25 protein-coding genes, 1 tRNA gene and 1 pseudogene are annotated in these 23,097 nt (G+C 32.8%); 6 read left to right on the forward strand and 21 right to left on the reverse strand.

All coding sequences use genetic code 11. The features are described from left to right. Window positions 1-128: 128 nt before the first annotated feature. Window positions 129-713: an outer membrane beta-barrel protein gene (locus B2745_RS03835; protein WP_304063906.1), complete on the forward strand. Its 585-nt coding sequence runs from the start codon at window positions 129-131 to the stop codon at window positions 711-713. 156 nt (window positions 714-869) lie between these two features. On the opposite strand, the gene B2745_RS03840 is transcribed toward B2745_RS03835, so the two are convergent. Next, the gene (locus B2745_RS03840; protein ID WP_304063909.1) at window positions 870-1,469 is read right to left on the reverse strand and encodes a TetR/AcrR family transcriptional regulator; all 600 of its coding nucleotides are present in this window, start codon (window positions 1,467-1,469) and stop codon (window positions 870-872) included. 269 nt (window positions 1,470-1,738) lie between these two features. On the opposite strand from B2745_RS03840, the gene B2745_RS03845 reads away from it, so the two are divergent. Continuing rightward, on the forward strand, window positions 1,739-2,356 hold the full coding sequence (locus B2745_RS03845; RefSeq protein ID WP_304063912.1) for an outer membrane beta-barrel protein: 618 nt from the start codon (window positions 1,739-1,741) through the stop codon (window positions 2,354-2,356). A gap of 122 nt (window positions 2,357-2,478) precedes the next feature. On the opposite strand, the gene B2745_RS03850 is transcribed toward B2745_RS03845, so the two are convergent. Next, the gene (locus B2745_RS03850) at window positions 2,479-2,955 is read right to left on the reverse strand and encodes an Lrp/AsnC ligand binding domain-containing protein (RefSeq protein WP_026904098.1); all 477 of its coding nucleotides are present in this window, start codon (window positions 2,953-2,955) and stop codon (window positions 2,479-2,481) included. Window positions 2,956-3,118: 163 nt separating this feature from the next. Between B2745_RS03850 and B2745_RS03855 the strand changes: the two genes are divergently transcribed. Both B2745_RS03855 and B2745_RS03860 read left to right on the forward strand, forming a co-directional pair. After that, window positions 3,119-3,230, forward strand: a tRNA-Asp gene (locus tag B2745_RS03855). A gap of 133 nt (window positions 3,231-3,363) precedes the next feature. After that, entirely contained in the window at window positions 3,364-3,591 is a 228-nt protein-coding gene (locus tag B2745_RS03860; RefSeq protein ID WP_304063915.1) for a hypothetical protein, read from the forward strand. Between the two features lie 44 nt (window positions 3,592-3,635). Here B2745_RS03860 and B2745_RS03865 read toward each other — a convergent pair whose 3' ends face one another. The 7 genes from B2745_RS03865 to B2745_RS03895 form a co-directional block, all read right to left on the reverse strand. Next, the gene (locus tag B2745_RS03865; RefSeq protein WP_304063917.1) at window positions 3,636-4,946 is read right to left on the reverse strand and encodes an ABC1 kinase family protein; all 1,311 of its coding nucleotides are present in this window, start codon (window positions 4,944-4,946) and stop codon (window positions 3,636-3,638) included. 121 nt (window positions 4,947-5,067) lie between these two features. Further along, window positions 5,068-5,751, reverse strand: a complete 684-nt coding sequence (locus B2745_RS03870) for a TetR family transcriptional regulator C-terminal domain-containing protein (protein WP_304063920.1) — start codon at window positions 5,749-5,751, stop codon at window positions 5,068-5,070. A gap of 22 nt (window positions 5,752-5,773) precedes the next feature. Continuing rightward, the gene (locus tag B2745_RS03875; protein ID WP_304063922.1) at window positions 5,774-6,415 is read right to left on the reverse strand and encodes a flavin reductase family protein; all 642 of its coding nucleotides are present in this window, start codon (window positions 6,413-6,415) and stop codon (window positions 5,774-5,776) included. 1 nt (window position 6,416) lies between these two features. Further along, window positions 6,417-7,115: an SDR family NAD(P)-dependent oxidoreductase gene (locus B2745_RS03880; protein ID WP_304063925.1), complete on the reverse strand. Its 699-nt coding sequence runs from the start codon at window positions 7,113-7,115 to the stop codon at window positions 6,417-6,419. A gap of 1 nt (window position 7,116) precedes the next feature. Then, window positions 7,117-7,818, reverse strand: a complete 702-nt coding sequence (gene folE / locus B2745_RS03885; protein WP_304063928.1) for a GTP cyclohydrolase I FolE — start codon at window positions 7,816-7,818, stop codon at window positions 7,117-7,119. Further along, complete coding sequence (locus tag B2745_RS03890) at window positions 7,781-8,194, reverse strand: 6-pyruvoyl trahydropterin synthase family protein (protein ID WP_304063931.1); 414 nt, start codon at window positions 8,192-8,194, stop codon at window positions 7,781-7,783. Before B2745_RS03890 ends, folE begins: the two co-directional genes overlap by 38 nt. A 71-nt stretch (window positions 8,195-8,265) precedes the next feature. Then, window positions 8,266-8,553, reverse strand: coding sequence for a TIGR03643 family protein (locus tag B2745_RS03895; RefSeq protein WP_026904090.1), 288 nt, complete (start codon window positions 8,551-8,553; stop codon window positions 8,266-8,268). Between the two features lie 40 nt (window positions 8,554-8,593). On the opposite strand from B2745_RS03895, the gene B2745_RS03900 reads away from it, so the two are divergent. Together B2745_RS03900 and B2745_RS03905 are read left to right on the forward strand one after the other, a co-directional pair. Continuing rightward, on the forward strand, window positions 8,594-8,746 hold the full coding sequence (locus tag B2745_RS03900; protein WP_081659247.1) for a DUF2256 domain-containing protein: 153 nt from the start codon (window positions 8,594-8,596) through the stop codon (window positions 8,744-8,746). A 37-nt stretch (window positions 8,747-8,783) separates the two neighbouring features. Beyond that, window positions 8,784-10,127: a DASH family cryptochrome gene (locus B2745_RS03905; RefSeq protein ID WP_304063935.1), complete on the forward strand. Its 1,344-nt coding sequence runs from the start codon at window positions 8,784-8,786 to the stop codon at window positions 10,125-10,127. Between the two features lie 561 nt (window positions 10,128-10,688). Here the strand turns inward: B2745_RS03905 and B2745_RS03910 are convergent. The 12 genes and pseudogenes from B2745_RS03910 to B2745_RS16970 form a co-directional block, all read right to left on the reverse strand. Further along, window positions 10,689-11,036, reverse strand: a complete 348-nt coding sequence (locus tag B2745_RS03910; RefSeq protein WP_304063938.1) for a type II toxin-antitoxin system VapC family toxin — start codon at window positions 11,034-11,036, stop codon at window positions 10,689-10,691. Between the two features lie 38 nt (window positions 11,037-11,074). Next, complete coding sequence (locus B2745_RS03915) at window positions 11,075-11,275, reverse strand: type II toxin-antitoxin system VapB family antitoxin (RefSeq protein WP_304063941.1); 201 nt, start codon at window positions 11,273-11,275, stop codon at window positions 11,075-11,077. A gap of 396 nt (window positions 11,276-11,671) precedes the next feature. Further along, window positions 11,672-12,808, reverse strand: a complete 1,137-nt coding sequence (locus B2745_RS03920; RefSeq protein ID WP_304063943.1) for an ATP-binding protein — start codon at window positions 12,806-12,808, stop codon at window positions 11,672-11,674. Window positions 12,809-13,357: 549 nt separating this feature from the next. Next, entirely contained in the window at window positions 13,358-13,654 is a 297-nt protein-coding gene (locus B2745_RS03925) for a hypothetical protein (protein WP_304063945.1), read from the reverse strand. A 959-nt stretch (window positions 13,655-14,613) separates the two neighbouring features. Beyond that, window positions 14,614-15,504: an NAD-dependent epimerase/dehydratase family protein gene (locus B2745_RS03930; RefSeq protein WP_304063948.1), complete on the reverse strand. Its 891-nt coding sequence runs from the start codon at window positions 15,502-15,504 to the stop codon at window positions 14,614-14,616. Beyond that, window positions 15,504-16,973, reverse strand: a complete 1,470-nt coding sequence (locus tag B2745_RS03935; RefSeq protein WP_304063950.1) for a Fic family protein — start codon at window positions 16,971-16,973, stop codon at window positions 15,504-15,506. The genes B2745_RS03930 and B2745_RS03935 overlap by 1 nt, the downstream gene beginning before the upstream one ends. Before the next feature lie 190 nt (window positions 16,974-17,163). Continuing rightward, window positions 17,164-17,493 carry an NAD-dependent epimerase/dehydratase family protein gene (locus B2745_RS03940; protein WP_304063952.1) on the reverse strand — a complete coding sequence of 110 codons (330 nt, stop codon included), beginning with the start codon at window positions 17,491-17,493 and terminating at the stop codon, window positions 17,164-17,166. Window positions 17,494-17,497: 4 nt separating this feature from the next. After that, window positions 17,498-18,247, reverse strand: a complete 750-nt coding sequence (locus tag B2745_RS03945; RefSeq protein ID WP_304063954.1) for a glycosyltransferase family 2 protein — start codon at window positions 18,245-18,247, stop codon at window positions 17,498-17,500. 910 nt (window positions 18,248-19,157) lie between these two features. After that, window positions 19,158-20,408, reverse strand: a complete 1,251-nt coding sequence (locus B2745_RS03950) for a glycosyltransferase (protein WP_304063956.1) — start codon at window positions 20,406-20,408, stop codon at window positions 19,158-19,160. Further along, complete coding sequence (locus B2745_RS03955; protein WP_304063958.1) at window positions 20,405-21,688, reverse strand: hypothetical protein; 1,284 nt, start codon at window positions 21,686-21,688, stop codon at window positions 20,405-20,407. The genes B2745_RS03950 and B2745_RS03955 overlap by 4 nt, the downstream gene beginning before the upstream one ends. Beyond that, the gene (locus tag B2745_RS03960; RefSeq protein ID WP_304063960.1) at window positions 21,675-22,724 is read right to left on the reverse strand and encodes a glycosyltransferase family 2 protein; all 1,050 of its coding nucleotides are present in this window, start codon (window positions 22,722-22,724) and stop codon (window positions 21,675-21,677) included. Before B2745_RS03960 ends, B2745_RS03955 begins: the two co-directional genes overlap by 14 nt. Continuing rightward, a pseudogene (locus B2745_RS16970) lies at window positions 22,708-22,878 on the reverse strand (transferase); the annotation flags it as partial. The pseudogene B2745_RS16970 and the gene B2745_RS03960, both read right to left, overlap by 17 nt. Between the last annotated feature and the right edge of the window lie 219 nt (window positions 22,879-23,097).

Below are 23,097 nucleotides of genomic sequence, written 5' to 3' on the forward strand. Positions count from 1 at the left end.
TATCCGCATTAACATTCTAATAACAATTAACATACAAAAATCTACAAGAAATTAATTTAAAATTTTAAAATTTTGAGTCTCTCAAGCACTTTTTAACTTAAATTCAGTAAGAAATTAATAGAAAATTTATGAAAAAAACATGCGGATTAATGCTTTTAGCCTTTTCACTATTTACTTTAAAAGGCTTTACTCAAACAGAAAAAGGAATTATAAATTTTGGAGGTACTGTAGATTTTAGTACTACCAAATCTACTACTTCTATTTCAACAACATCTTCAACGTTTGGAATCGGACCTAGAGTAGGGTATTTTATTTTAGATAATTTAAATATCGGAAGTAGCTTAAGTTTTAGACATACTAAGGCTAACGATTTTAAAACAAATCAATTTTCTGTTGCTCCATTTGTTAGAAAGTATGGGTCGCTGTCTGACGCTTTTAAAATATTTGGACAATTCTCAGTACCATTTAGCGTAAGTAATGAGAAAATCAGTTCATCAGAATATAAATTTCGCTCTGTGGGTGTAAACTTGTCACCTGGCTTCGCATTTTTCCCGACCAAAAAAATAGCTTTAGAATTTTCATTTACAGGTATATCTTATGAATCATCAAAATCTGATTCTAATATTAGCCAACCTAATGAAGTTAAAAGAAACACATTCTCTATAGGCACCAACTCTTTTGCACCAATTATCGGAGTTCAGTTTCATCTTTAGTTATTTTAAAATTAAAAAAGAGGCTGTCTCAAGAATCATATTCGTCACATTGAGCGGAGTCGAAATGTTCTCTGATATACTCACAGAAAAGGCTTCGACTTCGCTCAGCCTGACACGTAGTGGTGATTTGAGACAACCTCTTTTTGTTTACTAAATTCACTTAGTAATGCCGCCCAAAATCATATTGATTAAACGGCAACAAGACTCTGAAGAGCTAGTTAAACAAGCCGAAGATTGGTTAGGAAGTTCTAAGCCATTAAAGGCTGCATTTGTCCAGCTGGCAAAAAATGTAATTTCTTCATCATTCATATTTTTGAACTCGCCACACTGCACACCACTTTTAATAATTTCTTTGATAAAATCGATATGCGTTTGCTCGAATTCTTGTTTTAAACCGAATATTTCTCTAAAATGGTCGAAAACATCTTCAAAAACTACCTTGCTTAAATTGTCATATTCTTCTTTAAGCTTTAATCTAGACATTAAATAAGCCTGAAATTTAGCCAAAGCCGTACTTTCTGCATTTACTGCCAGCCTAATGTGTTTTACGGCATTTTGCATTTCATGATTTACAACAGCCTCAAACAATTCTGATTTACCCGGATAGTAATAATAAAGCGTACTTTTTCCCTTTCCTACAGCTTTGGCAACATCCTCCATTGTGGTTTTTTTTAAACCATACTTAGAAAATAGTTGCTTCGCAGCATCTAAAATTTCTTTATTAAGACCATCATCATTTACAGGAGTTGCCACCATTGTTTAGACTTCTTTTAATAATTATTCTAAATATACAACATTTTTCTTACGCATCAAGCATATCAATATCTTAAAATGCTTCTTTTATTGCCCCTGCAAAAGTCAGGTATAAGTAAAACTAAAGTCAGATTAGATTCATATAGCCCATGAATCAGCAAGTTACCGTAGACTAAACGTACAGGTCTTAAAAATATTTTTGCGTTATAGATTTTTAGACTAATTTTGACTAACAGTCGAAAGACAAAAGTAAAACATAAATATAAAAAGACATGAAAAAATTAATTTTATCATTCGCAGTATTAGCAGGACTAGGTATTTCTGCACAAGCACAAACAGAAAAAGGCAAAATTATTCTTGGTGGTTCAGTAGCCTATCAATCAGAAAAATCTGATGCTAACGGTGCTAACGCTGCTGAAAGTTTTAACGTACTCCCTAGTGTTGGATACTTTGTAGCAGAAAACATTGCTATTGGGACAGGTATAGGCTACAACTACAGCAATGTAGGCGCTGCTAGTACTACCGGACAAAGAGAAGAATTCTTGGTAAGTCCTTTTGGCAGATATTATACTGCTTTAGGCGAAAAATTCAAATTCTTTGGTCAGTTACAAGTGCCTTTAGCTTTTGGTACTGTAAAAGCTACTGATGCTAGCGGTGATGCAGGTTCTAAAACTGGTACTTCAACTTCTATTGGTGTAGCATTATCTCCAGGTTTTGCTTATTTCCCAACCAAGAAAATTGGTATTGAGTTTGCCCTTAACGGCATATCTTACAACAATTACCGCGTTGAGGATGCAAATGGTAACGAATTAAAAGGTGCTGGTAGCGATTCTTTTGCAATTGGAACAAACTTCTTTGCACCTAGAATTGGAATTCAGTTCCATTTCTAAGCAATATAGCTGGTTGGATAGCTAAAAAGCGTACTATATGGTACGCTTTTTTTGTTTTTATGCTATTGTATGTAAACATCAACGCCTTTAAAGAGGTGTAAACTATAAGCCTTGTTGTTTTATTACTTAAGTGTAATTTGCCTTTTAATACTTTCCTCTAAAGAGATAAAAGTTTCGGTACGTTGTATACCTGGTACAGCCTGTACTTGATCGTTTAAAACATGACGAAGATGGGTTGTATCTCTACAAATAATTTTAGCAAACATAGAATAAGCACCCGTACAATAATGCAGCTCTACAATTTCTTTTACTTGTTTTAATTTTTCTACAGCATCATGATATATAGAGCCTTTTTCTAGATAAATACCTAAAAATGCACAAATATCATAGCCAACTTTTTGTGCATCCACAATCAAATTTGAACCTTTGATGATACCCATATCCTGCATCTTCTTCATCCTTACGTGTATAGTACCACCAGAAACGATGAGTTCTTTGGCAATTTCTGTATAAGCTGTAGTTGCATCATTCATCAGGATAGACAAAATTTCAATATCCAGATTATCAATTTCTAAATTTTGGCGGGCTTTATCAATCATGTTTTTGCTATTTTTTAATCGTAGACAATATTAAATAAAAAATTACTAAAAATTAAAATATATTGTTGAAATATTTGTAAAATATAAGTTTTGCTATTACATTTGTATTGTTCAATCACGAGAAAGAAGGCGATCTTCTTCAAAAATTGAAAAATAAATATACTGTAGGGTGGTGAAATTGGCAGACACACCTCCTTGTCTCGGTGGCGAAGGTTTGGGAAATAGCAGCAATGTGAAATAACTACTTCGTGTAGGTTCGACTCCTACCCCTACAGCCCTTTCGTTTAATTTAGGTTTATAATTGGTTAGTTTAAGCTCAGTTCTCCCCGTTCTGAGCTTAACTGTTTTTAGACCAGTCGGTTAGTTAGAAAAATAAGTTTTGTAAATTTGTTTTAAAAGCATCAAACTATGACACATGCAGAAAAATATATAGTTAAAACTTATTCAGGACTTTTTGAAAGTTTGAGCTCAATTAGTAAACTTGAGTTGTTAGAAAAACTCGCAAAATCAATAAGAAAAGATACAAAGATTAAAGAAAAAGAATTCTTTAAATCCTTTGGTGCACTTGCTTCTGAAAAATCAGCAGCAAAAATTCCAATGAGATTTAGGAAAATAGGGCATTCGGAAACTAAATGAGGTTATAAATAAGCTAAAAAAACTTTAAAATTCCTTCACAAACATTAATAAGCCAATTGTACGTGTGGCTTATAAGTATCTGTTCTGATATTTGCTTTTAGCTCATGCAAAATATTGTATAAACCAAAGTTGGTACGATTTACATAAATAAAATGCTTCACACCACGAGCCTGTTTAAATTCGGGCATTTTAGCTATTTTCTCGCCAAAGGTATATAAATCATCAAAGAAATGGGTTTGCCCGAAATCAAATTCACCTGTCATGTAAGGTTCTGCAAAGAGGGTAATCATCTCTTTATAGGTTTGATAATAGAACTCTATTTGTTGAGCATTATCTTTTGGCAAAATCATCTCTAAAAGCCTAAAAGCTTTGATGGTTTCTTCTTTATTGTTCAATAATTCTGTTGATGTAGTAGAGAAAAAAGGATAGTAAAAATCATCTGGGATTTCTTTGATACATCCAAAATCTATAATACCTAGCTTGCCTTCAGGAGTAATTAAGAAATTACCTGGATGCGGATCAGCATGTACTGCTCTTAATTCATGCTGTTGAAAATTGTAAAAATCCCAAAGTGCCTGGCCAATTTGGTTTCTTAATTCCTGACTAGGATTGGTTTGTAAGAACTCTTTCAGATGCTGACCTTCTATCCAGTCCATAGTAATAATTCGTGGACCAGACAATTCTGGATAATACGCCGGAAAAACCAGATTGGGAATATTAGCGCAGACTTTAGAAAATTCTAAAGAACGCTTTACTTCTAATTCATAATCCGTTTCTTCTATCAAACGCTCTTCAACTTCTTTCATGTAAATATCCAACTCCTTTTCGCTCATACCTAACAATCTAAAAGCAAAAGGCTTTACCAATTTAAGATCTGATGAAATAGAGCTGCCAACACCTGGATATTGGATTTTTACAGCTAATTTTTTTCCATTTAAAGTAGCCTGATGCACCTGTCCAATAGATGCTGCATTAGTTGATTTTAAGTTGAAAGTGTCATAAATCTTCTCAGGAGACTTACCAAAATGCTTTTTAAAAGATTGTACAATCAATGGTCCGCTTAAAGGTGGCGCATTGTATTGTGATAAAGAAAACTTGTCTACATAAGCTTTTGGCAGAATATTTTTATCCATGCTAAGCATTTGTGCTACTTTTAAAGCACTGCCTTTAAGTTGGCTTAAAGAGTTATAAATGTCACTGGCATTATCTTCATTCAGTTCATCTCTACTTAAATCTGGATTGAAAAGCTTTTTAGAGTAATGCTTGATATAATTACCGCCTATTTTTATACCTGTGCCTACAAATTTTGCAGAACGAGCTACTTTACTGGATGGAATACTGTTTTGCTCTTTCATTTTTATATGTGAGTAATAGATGGAATGATACGTGATTCTATTATTTTAGATGCTTAAATCCATCCTTATTTTTCAGTCCTTATTCCTTTATCTTTATTCCTTGCTCTTTACTCCTATAAAGTTAAAAAGCCATTTTAATACCTGCATGCTGTGCTAAAAACTTCCCATACTCAAATAAATTATCAATAGGAGAGCGTTGGAATAAATCAAAAGTTACGTTGATGCCTTTTTCTATAGCTTCATCGGTTTTTTCAAAACCTGCGGATTGATCTTTAATCCAGAAGTTTAGTAAGAAGGCTACTTGTAACCAAAGTGCATCCACATATTTATCACTAATAAACTTTCTTTCTGAAAGTTCTCCGCTTTCTAAACCATCTTGTATAATTTGGGTGCTAAACTCAGTAAAAGTTTCTTTGGCTGAGCTTAATGCCGTTGGGGTTTTAAGTCCTTTTTTAAAACTTCTTACGCTGTGTAAAGCATAACTTCTTTTGCTTTTTAAAAGCTCAAAAAAACTGTAGAAGAAAGAAAGAGCTTTTTCTCTTGCCGAATATTGTTCCCAAACATCTTGGCCTTTAATCTCTGTTATCGTCTTAGAAAATAAATCGTTCCAGATATCAGCTTCTATAGCACTAAAAGAGGCATAAAACTTATAAAATTCTTCTTCGGCCATTTTATTCTTTTTCGCAAAAATAAAAACCGATGCAGGTTGCTTGCCTTCTGTTAATAAGTGTTCTATATAAGCGTTCTGAATTTTTTCTTTAGTACCCATTGCTTTTGGCTTTTTTTCTGAGACTTTATTTTCCATCATCTTCAAGATTAATTACTTCTTAAACGTTTATTTCTTCTGGATGTTTTTCTGGTTGTGCATAGCTTAATCTGGCTAGCAATTGGGTGCTATGGTAAGCATCTAAGCCAGCAACTGTTACCGTATTTGTTGCCGCAAGATTTACATAACCATCTGCTAAAATTAAATTCTCATCAACCAAAACATGTTGCACTTCGCCAATAACTATGCGAGTACCATTTAACGTCACTGGTATGATTTCTTTTAATTTTAAGCCTAGTTTAACTGATGATTCTTTCACAAAAGGAGCATCAAAGCCTTCTAAAAATTCTTCATTAAAACCACAAGCAGCAAATTCAGACTCCCCAGCTTTATACCTTGCACTAGTCTGGTGCGCCGCTTTATAAAATTCTTCTTTAACGTTATTAAGGGTATAAAATCCGCTTTCGCTGATGTTTTTTAGGGTTTCATGCTCTGGTCCGTCTGGCCTTAGCACCATACCGATATAAGGCGGATTTGCCCCAATATGAAAAATGGAGTTAAATAATGCAATATTGGTTACTCCAGTATTTTTACTTTTTGTAGCTACCATTTGTAGGCTTTTAAAGCCTGATATACTGTTCATAAAAGTGGTACGGTACCTGGATGGCAGCTCAGCAATTTGCGCTAGTGTAAGATGCTTCATCTTAAAAAGATTTTAATGTAGACATTCCACCATCTATACCTATAACTTGCCCTGTTACCCAAGAACTTTTATCAGATAAGAGAAAATGGGCTGCTTCTGCAAGTTCTTTTGCGGTACCCACTCTACCCAAAGGATGTCTTTTTTCTGAGGCTTCTCTTCTTTCTGGTGTAGCTAATAAGCTAGCTGCTAAAGGCGTGTCTGTTAAAGAAGGTGCTAGTGCATTTACTCTTATTTTTGATGCTGCAAATTCTGCTGCCAGAGAAACTGTTAAACCTTCTATAGCACTTTTTGCTGCCGCTATAGAAGCATGAAAACCCATACCAGCTTTTGCAGCTACAGTACTAAACAACAAAATACTAGCTTGTTTGGCTGCTTTTAATTGTGGTAAAACTTGCTGAATAACTTTAACGGCACCAATAACATTTACTTCGTAATCTCTTCTAAAATCGTCTGCCGTTAAACGGGGGAAAGGTTTCAAATTGATAGTACCTGGACAATAAGCTAAACCATGTAAATTTTCTGGTAAATGATCCTTTAAGGCAGAAATATCTTCCAAAATATCCAAGGCTACAAATTTTGCTTCTAGAGGTAATTCTCCTTTATGCCTAGAAACAGCAATGACCTCATGCCCATCAGCAAGCAGCTTTTTAACTAATGCCAAACCTATACCTGTACTACCACCAATTACCAAATAATTCATGTTATCCTATATGTTTTAAAAATTCGTTACGGGTATCGATATCTAAGAATTTGCCACCATATTCTGCCGTTACAGTAGAGCTTTGCACATCCTTAATGCCTCTTGATGAAACACATAAGTGTGTAGCATCAATAATAACAGCAACATCTTCGGTACCTAAGGCTTGCTTTAACTCATTAGCAATTTGCATGGTTAAACGTTCTTGTACTTGTGGCCTTTGCGCAAAGTATTGTACCATACGGTTTAACTTTGATAAACCAATTACTTTACCGTTACTGATATAGGCTACATGCGCTTTTCCAATAATAGGAACAAAATGATGCTCGCAATTGCTATAAAGAGTGATATTTTTTTCTACCAGCATTTGATTGTACTGGTACTTATTATCAAAAAGCTTCATATCTGGCTTATTAGCCGGATTTAAGCCTTTGAAAATTTCTTTTACATACATTTTAGCTACTCTTTGCGGAGTACCTCTTAGGCTATCATCAGTGAGATCAAGTCCTAAAATATCCATAATATGCTTAAAATGGTGAGCAATTTGGTCTATCTTAACATCATCTTCTAAATCAAATGCGTCTGGTCTTAAAGGTGTATCGTAAGATGTGCCAATATGTTCGTCGCCTAACTCATCAAAATGAGTTAATAAGTCTTCTTTTAGTGGTTTAAGCTGGGTACTCAACATAGTTTCTTTCAGTTTCAAAAAGTGTAACATAAAGATCTAGCGCATGATCTATATGCGCTCTTAGTATATTCCAAATTACCATGGCAATGTTTTCTGCGGTAGGGTTTAAGTCTTTAAACTCTGCCACATCCAAATTGAGGTTCTTATGGTCAAATTTTTCTACAACATGCTCTTGGATGATATCGGATAAAATTTTCATATCTACCAGGTAACCTGTTTGCTCATCGGTATAGCCAACAACTTTTACAACAAGTTCATAATTATGTCCATGGAAGCTAGGGTTATTACACTTACCAAAAACCTTCTTATTTTCTTCATCACTCCATAAAGGGTTATGAAGCCTGTGAGCGGCATTAAAATGTTCTTTTCTGTAAACGGCTATTTTCTGTTTCATTGTAAGTGTAACATCAAGGATGTTGTTTTGTTTAACTTTTATAGATAATTCTTAAACAAATGTACGATGGATTATCGTTTAGAGATTTTGTTTAATGTAATTTGACGTTGTAATGAACATTTAAAGCGGTTTACGTCTTGGGCTCTTTTCTTTTGATGTTTAATAGAGACTTGGTGAGCCCGCTCTCTCCAAAGCCTCCAACTTGATGGTTTAAGCTCTCTTCTCATCAGCCTAATCACCTCTTGTTCTGATAATTTAAATTGATAAGCTATAGCCTCAAATGGCGTACGGTCTTCCCAAGCCATCTCTATAATCCTATCTATTTCAGCCGGGCTTAAGTGTTTAAAATCTTGTTTCATTCCTCTTTAAACATCCGAAGTATTTTATTGTTTAAGTAACATGAAGAACAAAAGTGGTAAGGTTGTTAGCAAAGCTTATTTACCCTCTAAACTTTGTGCATCATGTCATCGGCCTTTTTCTTGGCGTAAAAAGTGGGAAAAATGTTGGGAGGAAGTAAAATATTGCTCAGAACGTTGTCGAAATATGAAATAATAACCAAATTGCAGGCATTTTAATTATAAACCTTGGTATGAGTAGTAAAACGATATTAGTATGGTTCAGGAATGATTTACGTATTCATGACAATGAAATATTGCTTGAAGCTACTTTAAAAGGTGCCAAAATTGTTCCAGTTTATATTTTTGATACTCGTTATTACACACAGTCTGTTTATCAAACTCAAAAAACAGGCGTTTTTAGGGCGCAATTTACTATAGAAAGTGTTACTGATCTAAGACTTTCGTTACAAAAACTAGGTGGAGATTTATTGGTATATACCGGTATTCCAGAAGAAATACTTCCCGAAGTAGTTAAAAAATATCAGGTTGATGAAGTTTATCACCATAGAGAGGTAGCTTCTGAGGAAACTAAAATTTCTTCTCTGGTAGAGGATGCCCTCTGGAAAAGTCAAATCAACTTAAAGCATTTTATAGGTCATACTTTATATCATAAGGAAGATTTGCCTTTCCCTATAAAAGACATTCCCGATGTATTTACAAAATTCAGGAAAAAAGCAGAAAAAGAGGGTCAAATACGCTCAGTATTTACCAAGCCAGAAAAAATTGTAGTTCCTAATAACTTAGAACAAACAGAAATTCCAACACTTCAAGATTTAGGTTTTGAAGCATTTCAGCCCGACCAACGTAGGGCTATAAATTTTATAGGCGGCGAAACAGAGGGCTTAAAAAGGTTAAATTATTATTTGTGGGAGACAGATTTTCTAAAGCAGTATAAAATCACCAGAAATGGTTTAATAGGTGCTGATTATAGTTCTAAACTTTCGCCTTGGCTATCTGCCGGATGTGTTTCGCCAAGGGAAATTTATTGGGAAGTTAAAAAATATGAGAAAGAGCGTGGGGCAAACGACTCTACTTATTGGCTGATTTTTGAATTGATTTGGAGAGATTATTTCCGTTTCATGTTTAAAAAATATGGCACACAATATTTTATACAAGAGGGGGTAAAAGGAAAATCTCAAGATTTAGCACCCAACCAGGAAGAGCTTTTTGAGAGATGGAAAGCTGGTAAAACGGGAGTACCTTTTGTAGATGCTAATATGAGAGAGCTTAATCTAACAGGGTTTATGAGCAATCGTGGTAGACAAAATGTGGCTTCTTATTTAGTGAAAGACTTAAAAGTAAACTGGACTTTAGGGGCGGCTTATTTTGAAGAAAAGCTTATTGATTACGCCCCTTCCAGCAATTGGGGGAATTGGGCTTATGTTGCTGGTGTAGGTAATGACCCTCGAGAAGACAGGTATTTTAACATCCCAAAACAAGCTAAAGAGTACGATCCCAAAGGTGAATATGTAAAACTATGGCTACCAGAACTTTCTGACCGTAGCGCAGAAACTGTACATGAAAATTATATTTAAGGGTACAGGGCGTTGTTGATTTCTTCTGGTTTGATTACCTAGGTGGGTATTGTTAAATTCATCATTTTGTTATTACGAACGTAGTGATTTAACTCTTCTTAAAGGTTCTAAGAAAGAAGCCTCGTTCCTAGCAGTGACAAACTATCTTCTTGAGCTCGTTTGCAACGAGTTCTTACCATGAGATGGCGATTGTATCGCTTTTTTTCTTAAACGCATATTTTTTTTAACCGCAGAGGCCGCAGTGTCCACAGAGATTTTCCTAGTTTGATTACCTAGGTGAGTGTTGTTAAATGTATCATTTTGTTATCACGAAAGTAGTGATTTAGCTCTTTGCAGGTTATAAAAAAAGACTGCTTCATTCTTCGCAGTGACAAAAACCATGAGCGGAGTAGAAGAAAATGTCACCCTGAGCGGAGTCGAAGGGTGGTTTATGACAGCTAAAGTGTTTCGACTTCTTCTTGAGCTCGTTTGTAACGAGTTCCTAACATGGGGTTGCGATTATATCGCTCTGTTTATTAAACGCAGATTTTTTTAACCGCAGAGGCAACAGTGTTCACGGAGTTACCATATTACATCTAAAGGATATTTTTTTATATGTTCATCCTTAGAGATTAAGATAAAATCATAACTTAAGGCTGTTGAAATGATTAATCGATCAAATGGGTCTCTGTGAATGAATGATAAATCTTTAAGTATATTCAATTCGCTCATAAGGATAGGTAAAATTTCGATATCGCTTTTTACACAGGCTTCATAGAGTTCTTGTAAACTATAAGATAAATTAAGTTTACCTAGCGATTGCTTAATGGTAATTTCCCAAAAACTGACTATACTAACATAAAGGCTCTGATTAGCGTCCGCAAGAATCTTTATCGAGTTGCTAGACAGAGAAGGATGATTATCTTGCATCTAGAGCAAGGTATGCGTATCTAATAAAAACCCTTTCACTACATATAATTTTTAAAATCCTCAAGAGGATCGTCAAATGAGTCACTCATCTTCATCTTACCTTTTAATAAACCTAAAGGTCTTTGTTTGGATGAAATGACCGTTTTTTTTACTTTTTTTTCTAAAATAAAATCAACAACTTCTTGTTGGTAGTTTTCGGGGATAAGCCTAATTTTTTCCAATATTTCAGTCGTACTCATTTGTATCTTTAATTATTTAAATAAAAGTAATAAAATATTACATAAAAGCTATGGATAACATATCACTATTTCAGTGTAAACGCGAGGCTCTACAATAAATTGCTAAGTTAAGTAGAGAAATTTCTCATTTAGACAAGTTCGTTTAGCCCAACATAAAATTCTACTTTGCATTTCAATTGTTTTTTGAGCTCGTTTGTAACGAGTTTTTAACACTGGGTAGCGATTGAATCGCTTATTAAACGCAGATTTTTTTAACCGCAGGAGGTCGCAGTGTGCACAGAGATTTTTCTGGTTTGATTGCCTAGGTGGGTGTTGTTTAGTACACCATTTTGTTCATAGCGAATAAAAAAAGCTATCCTCACAGCTAAGTATGCCATGTCATTGAAAAGTACAAGATTAAATAATTCCCCCCGCCCATAATTGCTCTAAAAAGACTTTCCAAGGTTTAATTGTAATATTACCAATTTTTCTTTCCAAAGGATCATTACTTACCACAATAAGTTTTTTTACAGGGTACTCCTCAGAAAAGCTTTTCAAACCTTTTAAATGACGTTCTTGCACATTATTGGTAGCTTTTATTTCTATAGCTACTTCATGATCTCCTAATATAAAATCAACTTCAATTTGTGATGATGTTCTCCAGAAAGAAATTAAATAGTTTAAATCCGAATATTTACTATGTGCATAAAGTTCCTGATAGATAAAATGTTCAAAAGCATGACCGAAAGCCTCGCTTCCATCTTCTATTTTATGACGTTTAAGTAAAACGTTAGCAATACCTACATCAAAATAGTAAAATTTAGACGCTTGCACTACTCTACGTTTGGGCTTTTTCTGAAAACTGGGAACAAAACGGCCTATTAGGGTGTCTTCTAAAATTTGAAAATATTCTTTTACAGTTACAGAACTTACACCACAGTCTGCCGCAATATTAGTATAGTTAACCATTTCGCCATTAGAGAATGCTGCTGACTCCAAAAATTGATTAAATGCTTGGATATTTCTAATCTTAGCTTCCGCAATAATTTCGTCTTTAAGATAGTTGCCGATATAAGCATCTAATAACTTCTTAGGATTATCTGCCAAATAATGCCTAGGCAATAATCCATTATTCAATGCTTTTAATAAATTAAAATCCGGAATTTCAGAATAAATTAGAGGGTACAATTCATATCTTAGTGCTCTTCCTCCTAGTAGATTCGAGCCTGATCTAATGATTTTCCTTGGGCTAGAGCCGCTAAGTATAAATTTTACTTGATGGTTCACCATAAGCCAATGAATTTCATCTAGCAATCTGGGTATCTGTTGAATTTCATCTACAATGACTACTTTAGCAGGATTGGCTAAAACAACTTCCCTAAATTGCTCCGGATAACTTTGATATCTTCTAAATACATCCGAAAGTAGGAGATCAAACCAGACGGCATCTGGAAATAAATACCTTAATAAGGTGCTTTTACCTGTTTGCCTTGCTCCCCAAAGAAAAAGGCTTTCTTCTCCTGAACCTTCTAAAATTTGTTTTCTTAAAAACATACTTTAATATATCATGCAAATTTAAAGTATAACTTTAATATATCATGTAAATTTAAAGTTTAATTTTTGATTTTGTGCTTATTATTTATTAGATTGTCAAAAATCATACTGTCACATTTAGCGGAGTCGAAATGTTCTCCGATATGCTCAGAAAGGCTTCGACTCCGCTCAGCCTGACACAAAGCAACGAATTCTTACCATGGGGTAGCGATTGTATCGCTTTTTTATTAAACGCATATTTTTTTTAACCGCAGAGGCCGCAGTGTGCACAGAGATTTTTCTTAGCTGGATGTTGTTAAATGCATCATTTTGTTATCATAAACTTAGTGATTATCTCTTCTTGCAGGTTATAAAAAAAGAAGCTTCATTCTTCGCAGTGACAAAAATCATGAACAAAGCCGAAAAGTTGTATTATGACTAAAATTCTTCTTAATCGACTCCTTCAGGCTTAAAAGTTAGAGTAACATTTGTCTTAAAGTTACTATTGAACAGTCTTATCCTACGTTTATCCTACGTTCATCTTACGTTAGTCTTACGTTAAGATGATACTTATTCTTTAGTTGATGCCAAGTAATCTCCAATAGCTTGATGATAAACAAATTTGCCCGGTGGGGTATGAGCAGCGACTTCTTGTTTCTTTTTTGGATCTGCTAAAACTGATTGAGCATATCGTACAGCTTTAGAAAATCTATTTTTCTCTTTTACTTGCTTTTCACTAGGAACCACTTTGGACATATCTGGGTAACTACATACAAATGTTTTTTTATTGCGGGTTTTAAAAACTATTTGCTTATTGAGCGCACCGCTTAGTCCTTGTATAATGATGTTGTTTTTTACTCTTGCCATAGGTAATTTAATTATTCCCTAAAATATTGAAATAGCAGACTTTTTGCAAAAATAATTTTGTTTTAATGTTTCAACTTCTTTTAACCCAAAATTCTACTTTGCATTTCAATTGTTTTTTTGAGCTCGTTTGCAACGAGTTCTTACCATGGGGTGGCGATTATATCGCTTTTTTATTAAACGCAGATTTTTATTAACCGCAGAGGACGCGGTGTGCACAGAGATTTTTCTGGTTTGATTACCTAGGTGGGTGTTGTTTAATACATCATTTGTGATTATGAACGTAGTGATTTATCTCTATACAAAGGTTATTAAAGACTGCTTCATTCTTCGCAGTGACAAACTATCTTCTTGAGCTCGTTTGTAACGAGTTTTTAACACTGGATGGCGATTGTATCGCTTTTTTATTAAATGCAGATTTTTTTAACCGCAGAGACCGCAGTGTACACAGAGATTTTACTGGCTTGATTACCTAGCTGAGTGTTGTTTAAGCCATCATTTGTGATTATGAACGTAGTGATTTATCTCTATACAAAGGTTATTAAAGACTGCTTCATTCTTCGCAGTGACAAACTATCTTCTTGAGCTCGTTTGTAACGAGTTTTTAACACTGGATGGCGATTGAATCGCTCTGTTTATTAAACGCAGATTTTTTTAACCGTAGAGACCACAGTGTGTACAGAGATTTTTCTGGTTTGATTACCTAGGTGGGTGTTGGTTAAGCCATCATTTGTGATTATGAACGTAGTGATTTAGCTCTATACAAAGGTTATAAAAGACTGCTTCATTCTTCGCAGTGACAAAAGACTCTGTACAAAATATTAGCTCTCCAATCCTGAAATTCAATAAGTAGGATTTAGGCTCTTAACTTAAAAATGTGTAAAGCGAGTCTGAGATTCGCTTTATACCCCCTATTCAAACATGCGCTTTACTGATATGATGAATAGCTTAAATTCCAACAATTATATCTTAAAAGCTTCCAAAACTTTATTTGGATTCCAACCTAGTGCTTCCCTGGCTTTAGAATCATCAAAAGTTAAATCGGCAGAAATTTTAGAAAGCTTATAAGAATTAAATGGGGCTTTTCCTCCTAATAAATCACCTGTTTTGGCCATCAAAACTGCCATCCATTTAGGAATGTTTAAAGGATTTCTTTTATTTAATTGTTGAGCTATACATTTACTTAATTCTTTAAAATTTGGATGATAGCCGTCTGTTAAATTATAAATGCCTCCAATTTCAGATGCTCTAATAATTATTTTAGCAACATCTTCTGCCAGAACCATACTCTTACAGGCTAAACCTCCAGCTATATTCATGTAATAGCCTTTTTGAATAGCTTTAATCATCGCTCCTAAATTACCTGGCGGGTTTGGGCCTACTAGTAAAGGTAATCTCAATATGGTACAGATGACGCTATTTTTATCACACCAGTCTTGTACCATTTCTTCTGCCTGTATTTTACTTGAACCATATGGATCTTTAGCATTTAATGGATTAGATTCTTTGATGCTTTCTCCTTTATCCAAACCATAAACGGAAACAGAACTGATGAAAACGAATGCTTTTGGGAAAGCTTGTGATTGCTCTATACCTTTTAAAAGGTTTTGAGTACCCTTTACATTTACATCAAAGAATTCTTGTATTTGTTCTGGTGTTTTAGGGACTGAGTGGGCTTTGCCGGCTGAGTGGATGATTAAATCTGCATTGGGTAATACAGGGACTTGAATAGATAAATCACAAATTACTTTTGCATTGTGTCTTGCTAAGGTTAAAACCTTAGCCTCCTCTGTAAGCACCTGCTTTAGAAGACTTCCTAAGAACCCTGTTGATCCCGTCAATATGATATCCATTATTTTATCTTTTCTAAATATTTTATAGCTCTACCGGTTAGCTTATATTTTTGTAAGCGGCTATTGGGCTTTTCTGGAATGGTTTGAACAATTAAGCCTAATGAAATGGCTGGGTGAATATAGTTATCTCTAAAGGTAGCTCTATGCTTAATTCCTAATCTGGCTCGCATTTCGCCAGAAGATAATTCTCCTTGAGCTAGTAATTTCAACAGTTGAATAACTGGGTCGGTGACTGGGTCGGTGACTGGGTCGGTGACTGGGTCGGTGAAGGCTAAGTAATGAGCAGAAATGGGTACTGTAACTTCAAATACTGTTAATTTAGAAAAATCGAACAGCGCTGAGCCATTGCCATTTTCTAATAACTCTTCTTTTACCCGGGTAACGCCCCTACTAAAGCGATTGACATAACCTAAAACCTTCATGGCTTCAGCAATTACAGGATTACGATAATCATTAACATGTGGAAAATTCTCCGGGCGAGCATTCCTATACAACCCCCCGGCATTCATTAATTCTATACGATTTGAATATTCGTAAAACCGTATCGGAGTATGAGATTCATAATCGCGATGCATCACCGCATTCATCATCAACTCTCTGATTGCCCAAAAAGAATAGTTCATTACTGTTTCCTCCCTTAATACACTTACCGGAACAGGATGCTTTTTGATAAAAGATGTCTCTATGAAAGTATCTAATTTAGAAAGAACAGAAAAAAGGTCACCCGAAAATTTAACCTCATTATTAATATCTGCACCCAATGAAAGCCCTTTAAATGCCACATATTGTATATAAGCTCCGAACAAAAAATATTCTGGTTGTTTCCCAAATAATAATATCCCCGCATTGGTAGGAGAGTTCTGCCTTAAATCAAAAAACCGTAATGAGGCTAATTTTTGAACGATGGTTCTATTATCTTCTTTTAAACTTTCAGCATCTATGGCCTTAGGCAAGTAGTTTTGAGTAAAAGCATCCAAATTTAAATCGGCCAAAGTAGAACCAACACAAGGCCTAGTATCAAAAGTAGTGGCAGAAGAAATTCTCTTTTCAATGAGTATTCGCTCTTCGGCTTCATTAGCAACTGCTTTTCGGGGTCCAACCCTAATCCACACTTTTCCCTTATAACGAATTGGAGGAAAATTTGAAGGCAACACTTCAACCACAGCAACATCTCCTTCTTCAAAGCTGAAATGACAAATATTTATTTGCGGTTGTGGAAGAATTAAGCCATCCGACCGAATCCCACCCAAGTTTTTCAGTAAGTCATCCGTAACCTTTAAGCCAGCTAAGCTCCCATTGTCATGTACGCCTATTAATAAATAGCCAGGTTTCTGATGCGCAGGTAAATCATTAGCAAAAGCGCAGATAGCCATACCAAATTTATCGGTATTGTTTGTGGAAATTGTACGCTCTATGAGATCTGATTCCAGATCCTTTATGAGGGTGGCTATCTGTGATTTATTAATCAAATTTTTTTAATGCGTTTAGAATCAAATATAAGAATGATTTATTATAATGTAATATTCGTTAAGTACTAACCAGATGTACAATGACTTTGTGTTAATCACAGCATTCCTGCACTATTTCTTCTGCCTGTATTTTACTTGAACCATAAGGATCTTTAGCATTTAATGGATGAGACTCTTTGATCTCATTTCCTTAATCTAAACCATATACTGCAACTGAGCTGATAAAAACAAAAGATATGGGCAAAGATGGCGCCTGTTCTAAACCCTTTAATAAATTTTGAATACCCAATACATTTACATCAAAAAAACTCTTTCTTTTGTTGTGGTGTTTTTGGAACTGAATGCGCTTTTCCGGCTGACTGGATGACAATATCTGTAGAAGGCAATTGGGGATTTGGGAGGATAAATCGCAAATGATATTTGAGTTTGTTCGACTAATAGTTATTTTATTTTCATTTTGAAATTCAATATTAACGTATTGACCAAAAAATCCAGAAGAACCAGTAAGAATTAATATCATAATATTAAATAAAATATTTTCTTAATCCTGAGATAGCGTAGCTAGTAAAGTAATAGGCTGACTTAAAAATATTTAAGTGCTCAATGTTTCTATAGATGTTCCAAGTGTAGCTTGCGGCTTTCACTTTATTACTAGAAAGAGAATTAGACTGAACTCTATAAAACATTAATGGTTCGTTTAGACCATAAGCTTTGGGTATAATTTTTAGTGCGTTTAGCCAAAATACAAAATCTTCATGACCAACCTTTATGAACCTTAACTTGCCAAGTATAGACCGTTTAAAAAGTGAAGAAGAACACGGAATAACATTATTATATAATAACTTTTTATAATTAACTTCTTTAGGAACGGTAATTATTTTCTTACTTATGCCTCCATTTTCATCCATCTTTCTATATGAAGTATATGATAAAAAAAAGTTTCCATCTTGCATAAATTTGATTTGTTTTTCAAGTTTCAAGGGATGCCACAAATCATCCGCATCTAAAAACGCTATATATTCTCCAACAGCTACTTCTAACCCTTTATTACGAGATGCGAAAGTTTTTAAGTTAATATTATTTTTTAAAATTCTTATCCTACTGTCTAGTTTTGAGAAATCTATTAACATTTCAAGGGAATTATCGGTAGAACAATCATCTATAACAATCCATTCCCAATTTTTATAGGTTTGTTTTAATACTGATTCAATAGTTTCCAAGAGGTATTTCTCAGCGTTATAGACTGGTGTAATGATTGAAATAAGAGAATCCATTTAAATAATTTATTTAAAGATATTTTTTTAGAATAGTGGAGCTTCCTCCGTTAATTAGTTTGACTTAATTTGGAATATACTGAATGTAATTAATTTAAATATATCATAAGAAGACTTTCAAAGTTATAACTGCTTTTTATCTTTCATTAATGATTTTGAAAATCCTTTTTTTCAAAAAGATTCTATGGATATATCAAAGAAAAACATAGACTAATGTACTTTAAGAGTATTTCCTAAATATGCTCTTTTATTACTATTTATAATATTCAAATTTATTGTTTGCTTTTCTATTAGATTTCTAATGATAAATTAAAAAAATACTTGATTTACGTAGGATTAGCATGCCAATACTAACTACAAACAAAATCTTATTTTTATAAAACGTCTTATCTTAGTTCTAAAAAAAGCTCCCAATCCTTTTAGAATGTGTTTTATTTTATTGTTTTCTTGTAAGGTTGTTAGAAGTGGGCTTTATTGCAACCCCTATTATTTTACTTGTCCCAATTCATCATATTTTACAAAATTAGTATGAAAAATATTTTTACCATATGATATTGTATAAGTAATAACTATATATCCACGTCCATAATAATTAAGAAGGTTTCCCGTAATGATATTTCCATTACAGAAATACTTAAAACTTATTTCTCTTCCTTTTAAAATCTTGATTTTACATTTTAAAATAATGTTTCTATAGTGTTATGCACTAGCACAATACTACCATAGATGTTTCTTATGGGGGTAGCAACATATTTTCACTTAACTAATTTATCTACAAAATTTTGAGTGCTTGTTTATTATTAAGATTATAATTCACAAAAGCACAAATTATTATATTTTAACATATAGTTTTCGCTTTACAAAAACAATAAATAAAAAAGAAAAAACATATTTAATATTAGTTTTCCCATTAAATAAGTATATTCTTATATATAGTTGAAATTTTCTCAGAATAACATTTAAGATCTAAACTTTTAATTTTTTCCCTAACTAAATCGAATGATTTTGAAGTTGTTTCATAGGAAGCAAGAGCCTTTAATATTTGATTACTTAAGTCTTGCGAATTATCATTTTCAAATGTGTGACCTAATGCAATCCATTCAACCATTTCTTTCATACCACCATGATTAGTTACTATAGGCACAACATTAGAAGCTACAGATTCAAAAACTAACATTGATGCAGTCTCATAACATTTTGATGGAAGAACAGATACTTTTGCTTTATTTAAAATTATTTTTAAAGACTCTTGTCTTACGAATGGAACGAACTCAACTATATCCTCAATGTCAAAATCTTTGACTAACTTTATTAACCTTTTTAATTCTAAACCTTCGCCAATAATTTTGAGCCTAATATTAAAGTGATTTAATTTTAATAAATAAAAAGACTTTATAAGTACATCAATGTTCTTTTCATTTGAAAGTCGACCGAAGTAAACAACCAAATTTTCTTTCATCCCATAATCAAATTCATCACTTATGGATTGATTGATAAATATATCAGGTAATGGATTTTTAATAGAACTAATATTACTAATCAAAAGTCTATATTGTCCCATTTGAGCTTTTAAAAATTCTGAAGGTGTAATCCATTTATCTATTATTCCCTTATTTATATAATAACTAGCTAAAAGTGAAGTTATACCCTTTCCGATGGAGTGAATAAACCCACCTCTACTACAGCCACGGTAAAATATTTTTGTTTTAAATGTTGAGTTTGAGCAATCAAGGCATTTGGTTTTTTTTTTATAATCATATGCAGCATGATGAGAACAAAGATATTCGAAAGTATGTACAGTGTGTATAACCTTTATCTTTTTGTTATTATTTTTGTAAACCTTAATAGCTTTAAGTATAGAAGGGGATAAATTACCATAATTTTGAAGATGAATAATATCTGGTTTTTTTTCATTCAGAAAGCTCAACAAGATTCTGAAATTATGGAACGAGAAAATCTGAGATAATAAAATTCTCAATTTGCTTTTATTCCTCTTATTTTTAAAGTCTACATCAACACTAAATCCAAGAGAAGAATCTGAAATGCAACCAACTAAATGGGTGTTTTCAATGTCAAATCTTTTTAAAGCAGTAATAGTATCTCTAAAAACTGATTCTGCACCCCCACCGTGAGCTTTTTCTGATAAATGAAGTATTTTCATTCTATAGATTTTTTTATATTTATTTTCCTATCTAATATAAATGAAAAACATATCCAAAATAGTATAATTTGTGTTATTGGTAAAAAACCAATAACCTCTCCTTTGTAATGAATCACCATTAAATAGGTCAAAATTATTCCGAAGAATAAAAAGTCACTTTTTGATTGTCTTGGATTAAATTTATAATTCGAAATTATTATTTTAAAAGCAGTTCTAAAAAACTGCAATTGATAAAAAATAAAAACAAATAAACCAAAAACACCGTAAAACAATATTTGCCTCATGTATCCAGCGTCCGTTTCCATATAATATAATCCATTTTCTTGCAAATATTTTCCATCTCCAAGTAGAAATGTCTTCCAACTTATTGGAAAATACATTGTACTTAAAACATCTGTAGATTCTGTACTAAATTTACCCTCATCCATATAATTATAAATAAATTCAAAAGCGAAAGGTAATAGAGTTTCACCTATTAACTCCTTTGACGAGGCAGGAATAAATAAATAAATAATTAATGCAAATGCAGTAATCAAAAATAATAGCTTTAGAAGACTCCTTAATCTTTTTCCAAAAGAACGATAATTAAATAGGTAAAGAACTACTGCAAAGCTGAATCCTACAAAACCTGTTCTACCCGCAAAGAATGTCCCTACAAATAATACTAAAAATACAATGCTATTGATAGTATTAAATTTAGCTCCTTTTTTATCTAATATATTTTTTATAAATAATATATAAACCAAGCCATAAGCAGCTGATAAATCAAAAAAAGGGTTACCTGATAAGGCCAAAGCTCTAATTCCACCAAACTCTTTATCAGTAATACTTTCTTTTTGAAAAAAATTAATAAAATTCCTTATTTGAATATTTGAAAATGCAAAGCATTGAATGACGGATTGTAACAAGAAGGCTAAAATCAAAAGTTCCAGTATTTCATAGAAACGAGAATTCGAGTCTTCACTACATAATATTGGAAATGAAAATAAAGCAACCGTTAATAAAAACAATTGTAAGGCAAGGACTTTTATAATATTAAAATCGAAAGTTCTGTGTAACAGAGCAGGGATAAAAGATAATACGATGATAAAAAGTAGAGATAAGAGTATAGTGAATACATACTTTTTAGAAAAAATCCTTATTAGTTCATTAAGCTTTTTATTATCATATATATAGACAGATAGAGAAATAAGAAATGCTAATATAGCTGAATTATAAACTACAGGAATTGGAAAATTAAACAGAATAAAAAAAACTATTATAACCCTAATAATTAACATTAAATTTATCTTTTAATATATTTCTGAAACCCAAGAATGTATATTTAGAAAATAATTTTAAAATGCCATTGCATGTTAAATAAGCCTTAGAATAAATTATAAAAACTATAACTCTTTCTCCAAAATAGCTTTTCAATTTATCAACATCTAATTTTGTTTCAGAGGTTAAAGAGTTAATAATTTTCTCAAATATATTGATTAAGATAGAAGGATTTTTACCTATAATGTTAGTAACATAAGGTAGTTGAGCTCTGTTCATACTACAAGTATAAATCAATTGTTCTGTCTCGTTTAAGTTTATATTAAATTTATTTAAGAAATCTTTATGAATTTTAGAAGCAATTTTTCTCCTTTCAATAAGATTTTTTTCAGCCAATCTTGTTTCGCTACTTTCTAAAATTCGATATTTCAACAACACTTCTGGTAAATTAGCTCCCTTTGTCTTATCAAGTATATCTATCCACATTTTGTAGTCTTCCGATCTATAGAATATGCTATTATAAAAACAATTATTTTCAATTAACACACTCTTACGTATCATAACTGTAGGATGAAAAAAAGGGGATCCCACAAATAAGTAGGCTCGAATCTCAGAATCACAAACAGGTAATTTCATAATATTTCTAGAATCTTTAGAACTAGAAATTACTTCTATGTAGGATCCTAGTAATCCGATTTCACTATTGAGTTCTAAAAATGAAACTTGTTTAGCTATTCTATCAGTTGAAGATATATCGTCTGCATCCATTCTCGCAATATATTTACCTTTAGATAGTCTTATTCCAATATTTAAGCATTCAACTAATTTCAAATTGGTTTCATTCTTTATATATAGAATTCTATCGTCTTTTAACTGAAGTGACTTTAAAATTTCTCCTGTTTTATCTGTGGAACAATCATCAATTACAATAATCTGTAATGTTTGATAAGTTTGATTAATTATTGAACTAACAGCTTCATACACAAAATCTTCTGCATTATAACAAGGTATGATTACAGAAACTAATATCTTCTCATTATTATGACCACTTAACATTTTCTTTTATTAATTTAGCAGGTACGCCTCCTACCATTGAGAAAGGTTTAACATTTTTATTTACTAATGCTCCAGCTGCAATTATAGCTCCCTCTCCAATCACTACCCCTTTTAGTATGGTCACATTCATACCAATCCATACATTATTATGTATTAAAATAGGTTGCTCTGCTTTGTGAGTAGAGTTTAAAATATTATGGTTATCACTATCCCTTATAGAAACATTTTCTGATATATACACATTTTCTCCTATTTCAATCCTTTTGTAACAACTAATATTACAGTTATTATTTATATAGCCACTTCCTAAAATCAATTCTGCATTGGGATTAATATATATTCTTGCTCCTGAGTATATTTTGAACCTTCCTCT

It is taken from the genome of Pedobacter glucosidilyticus, assembly GCF_002483235.1.
Taxonomy (GTDB): domain Bacteria; phylum Bacteroidota; class Bacteroidia; order Sphingobacteriales; family Sphingobacteriaceae; genus Pseudopedobacter; species Pseudopedobacter glucosidilyticum_B.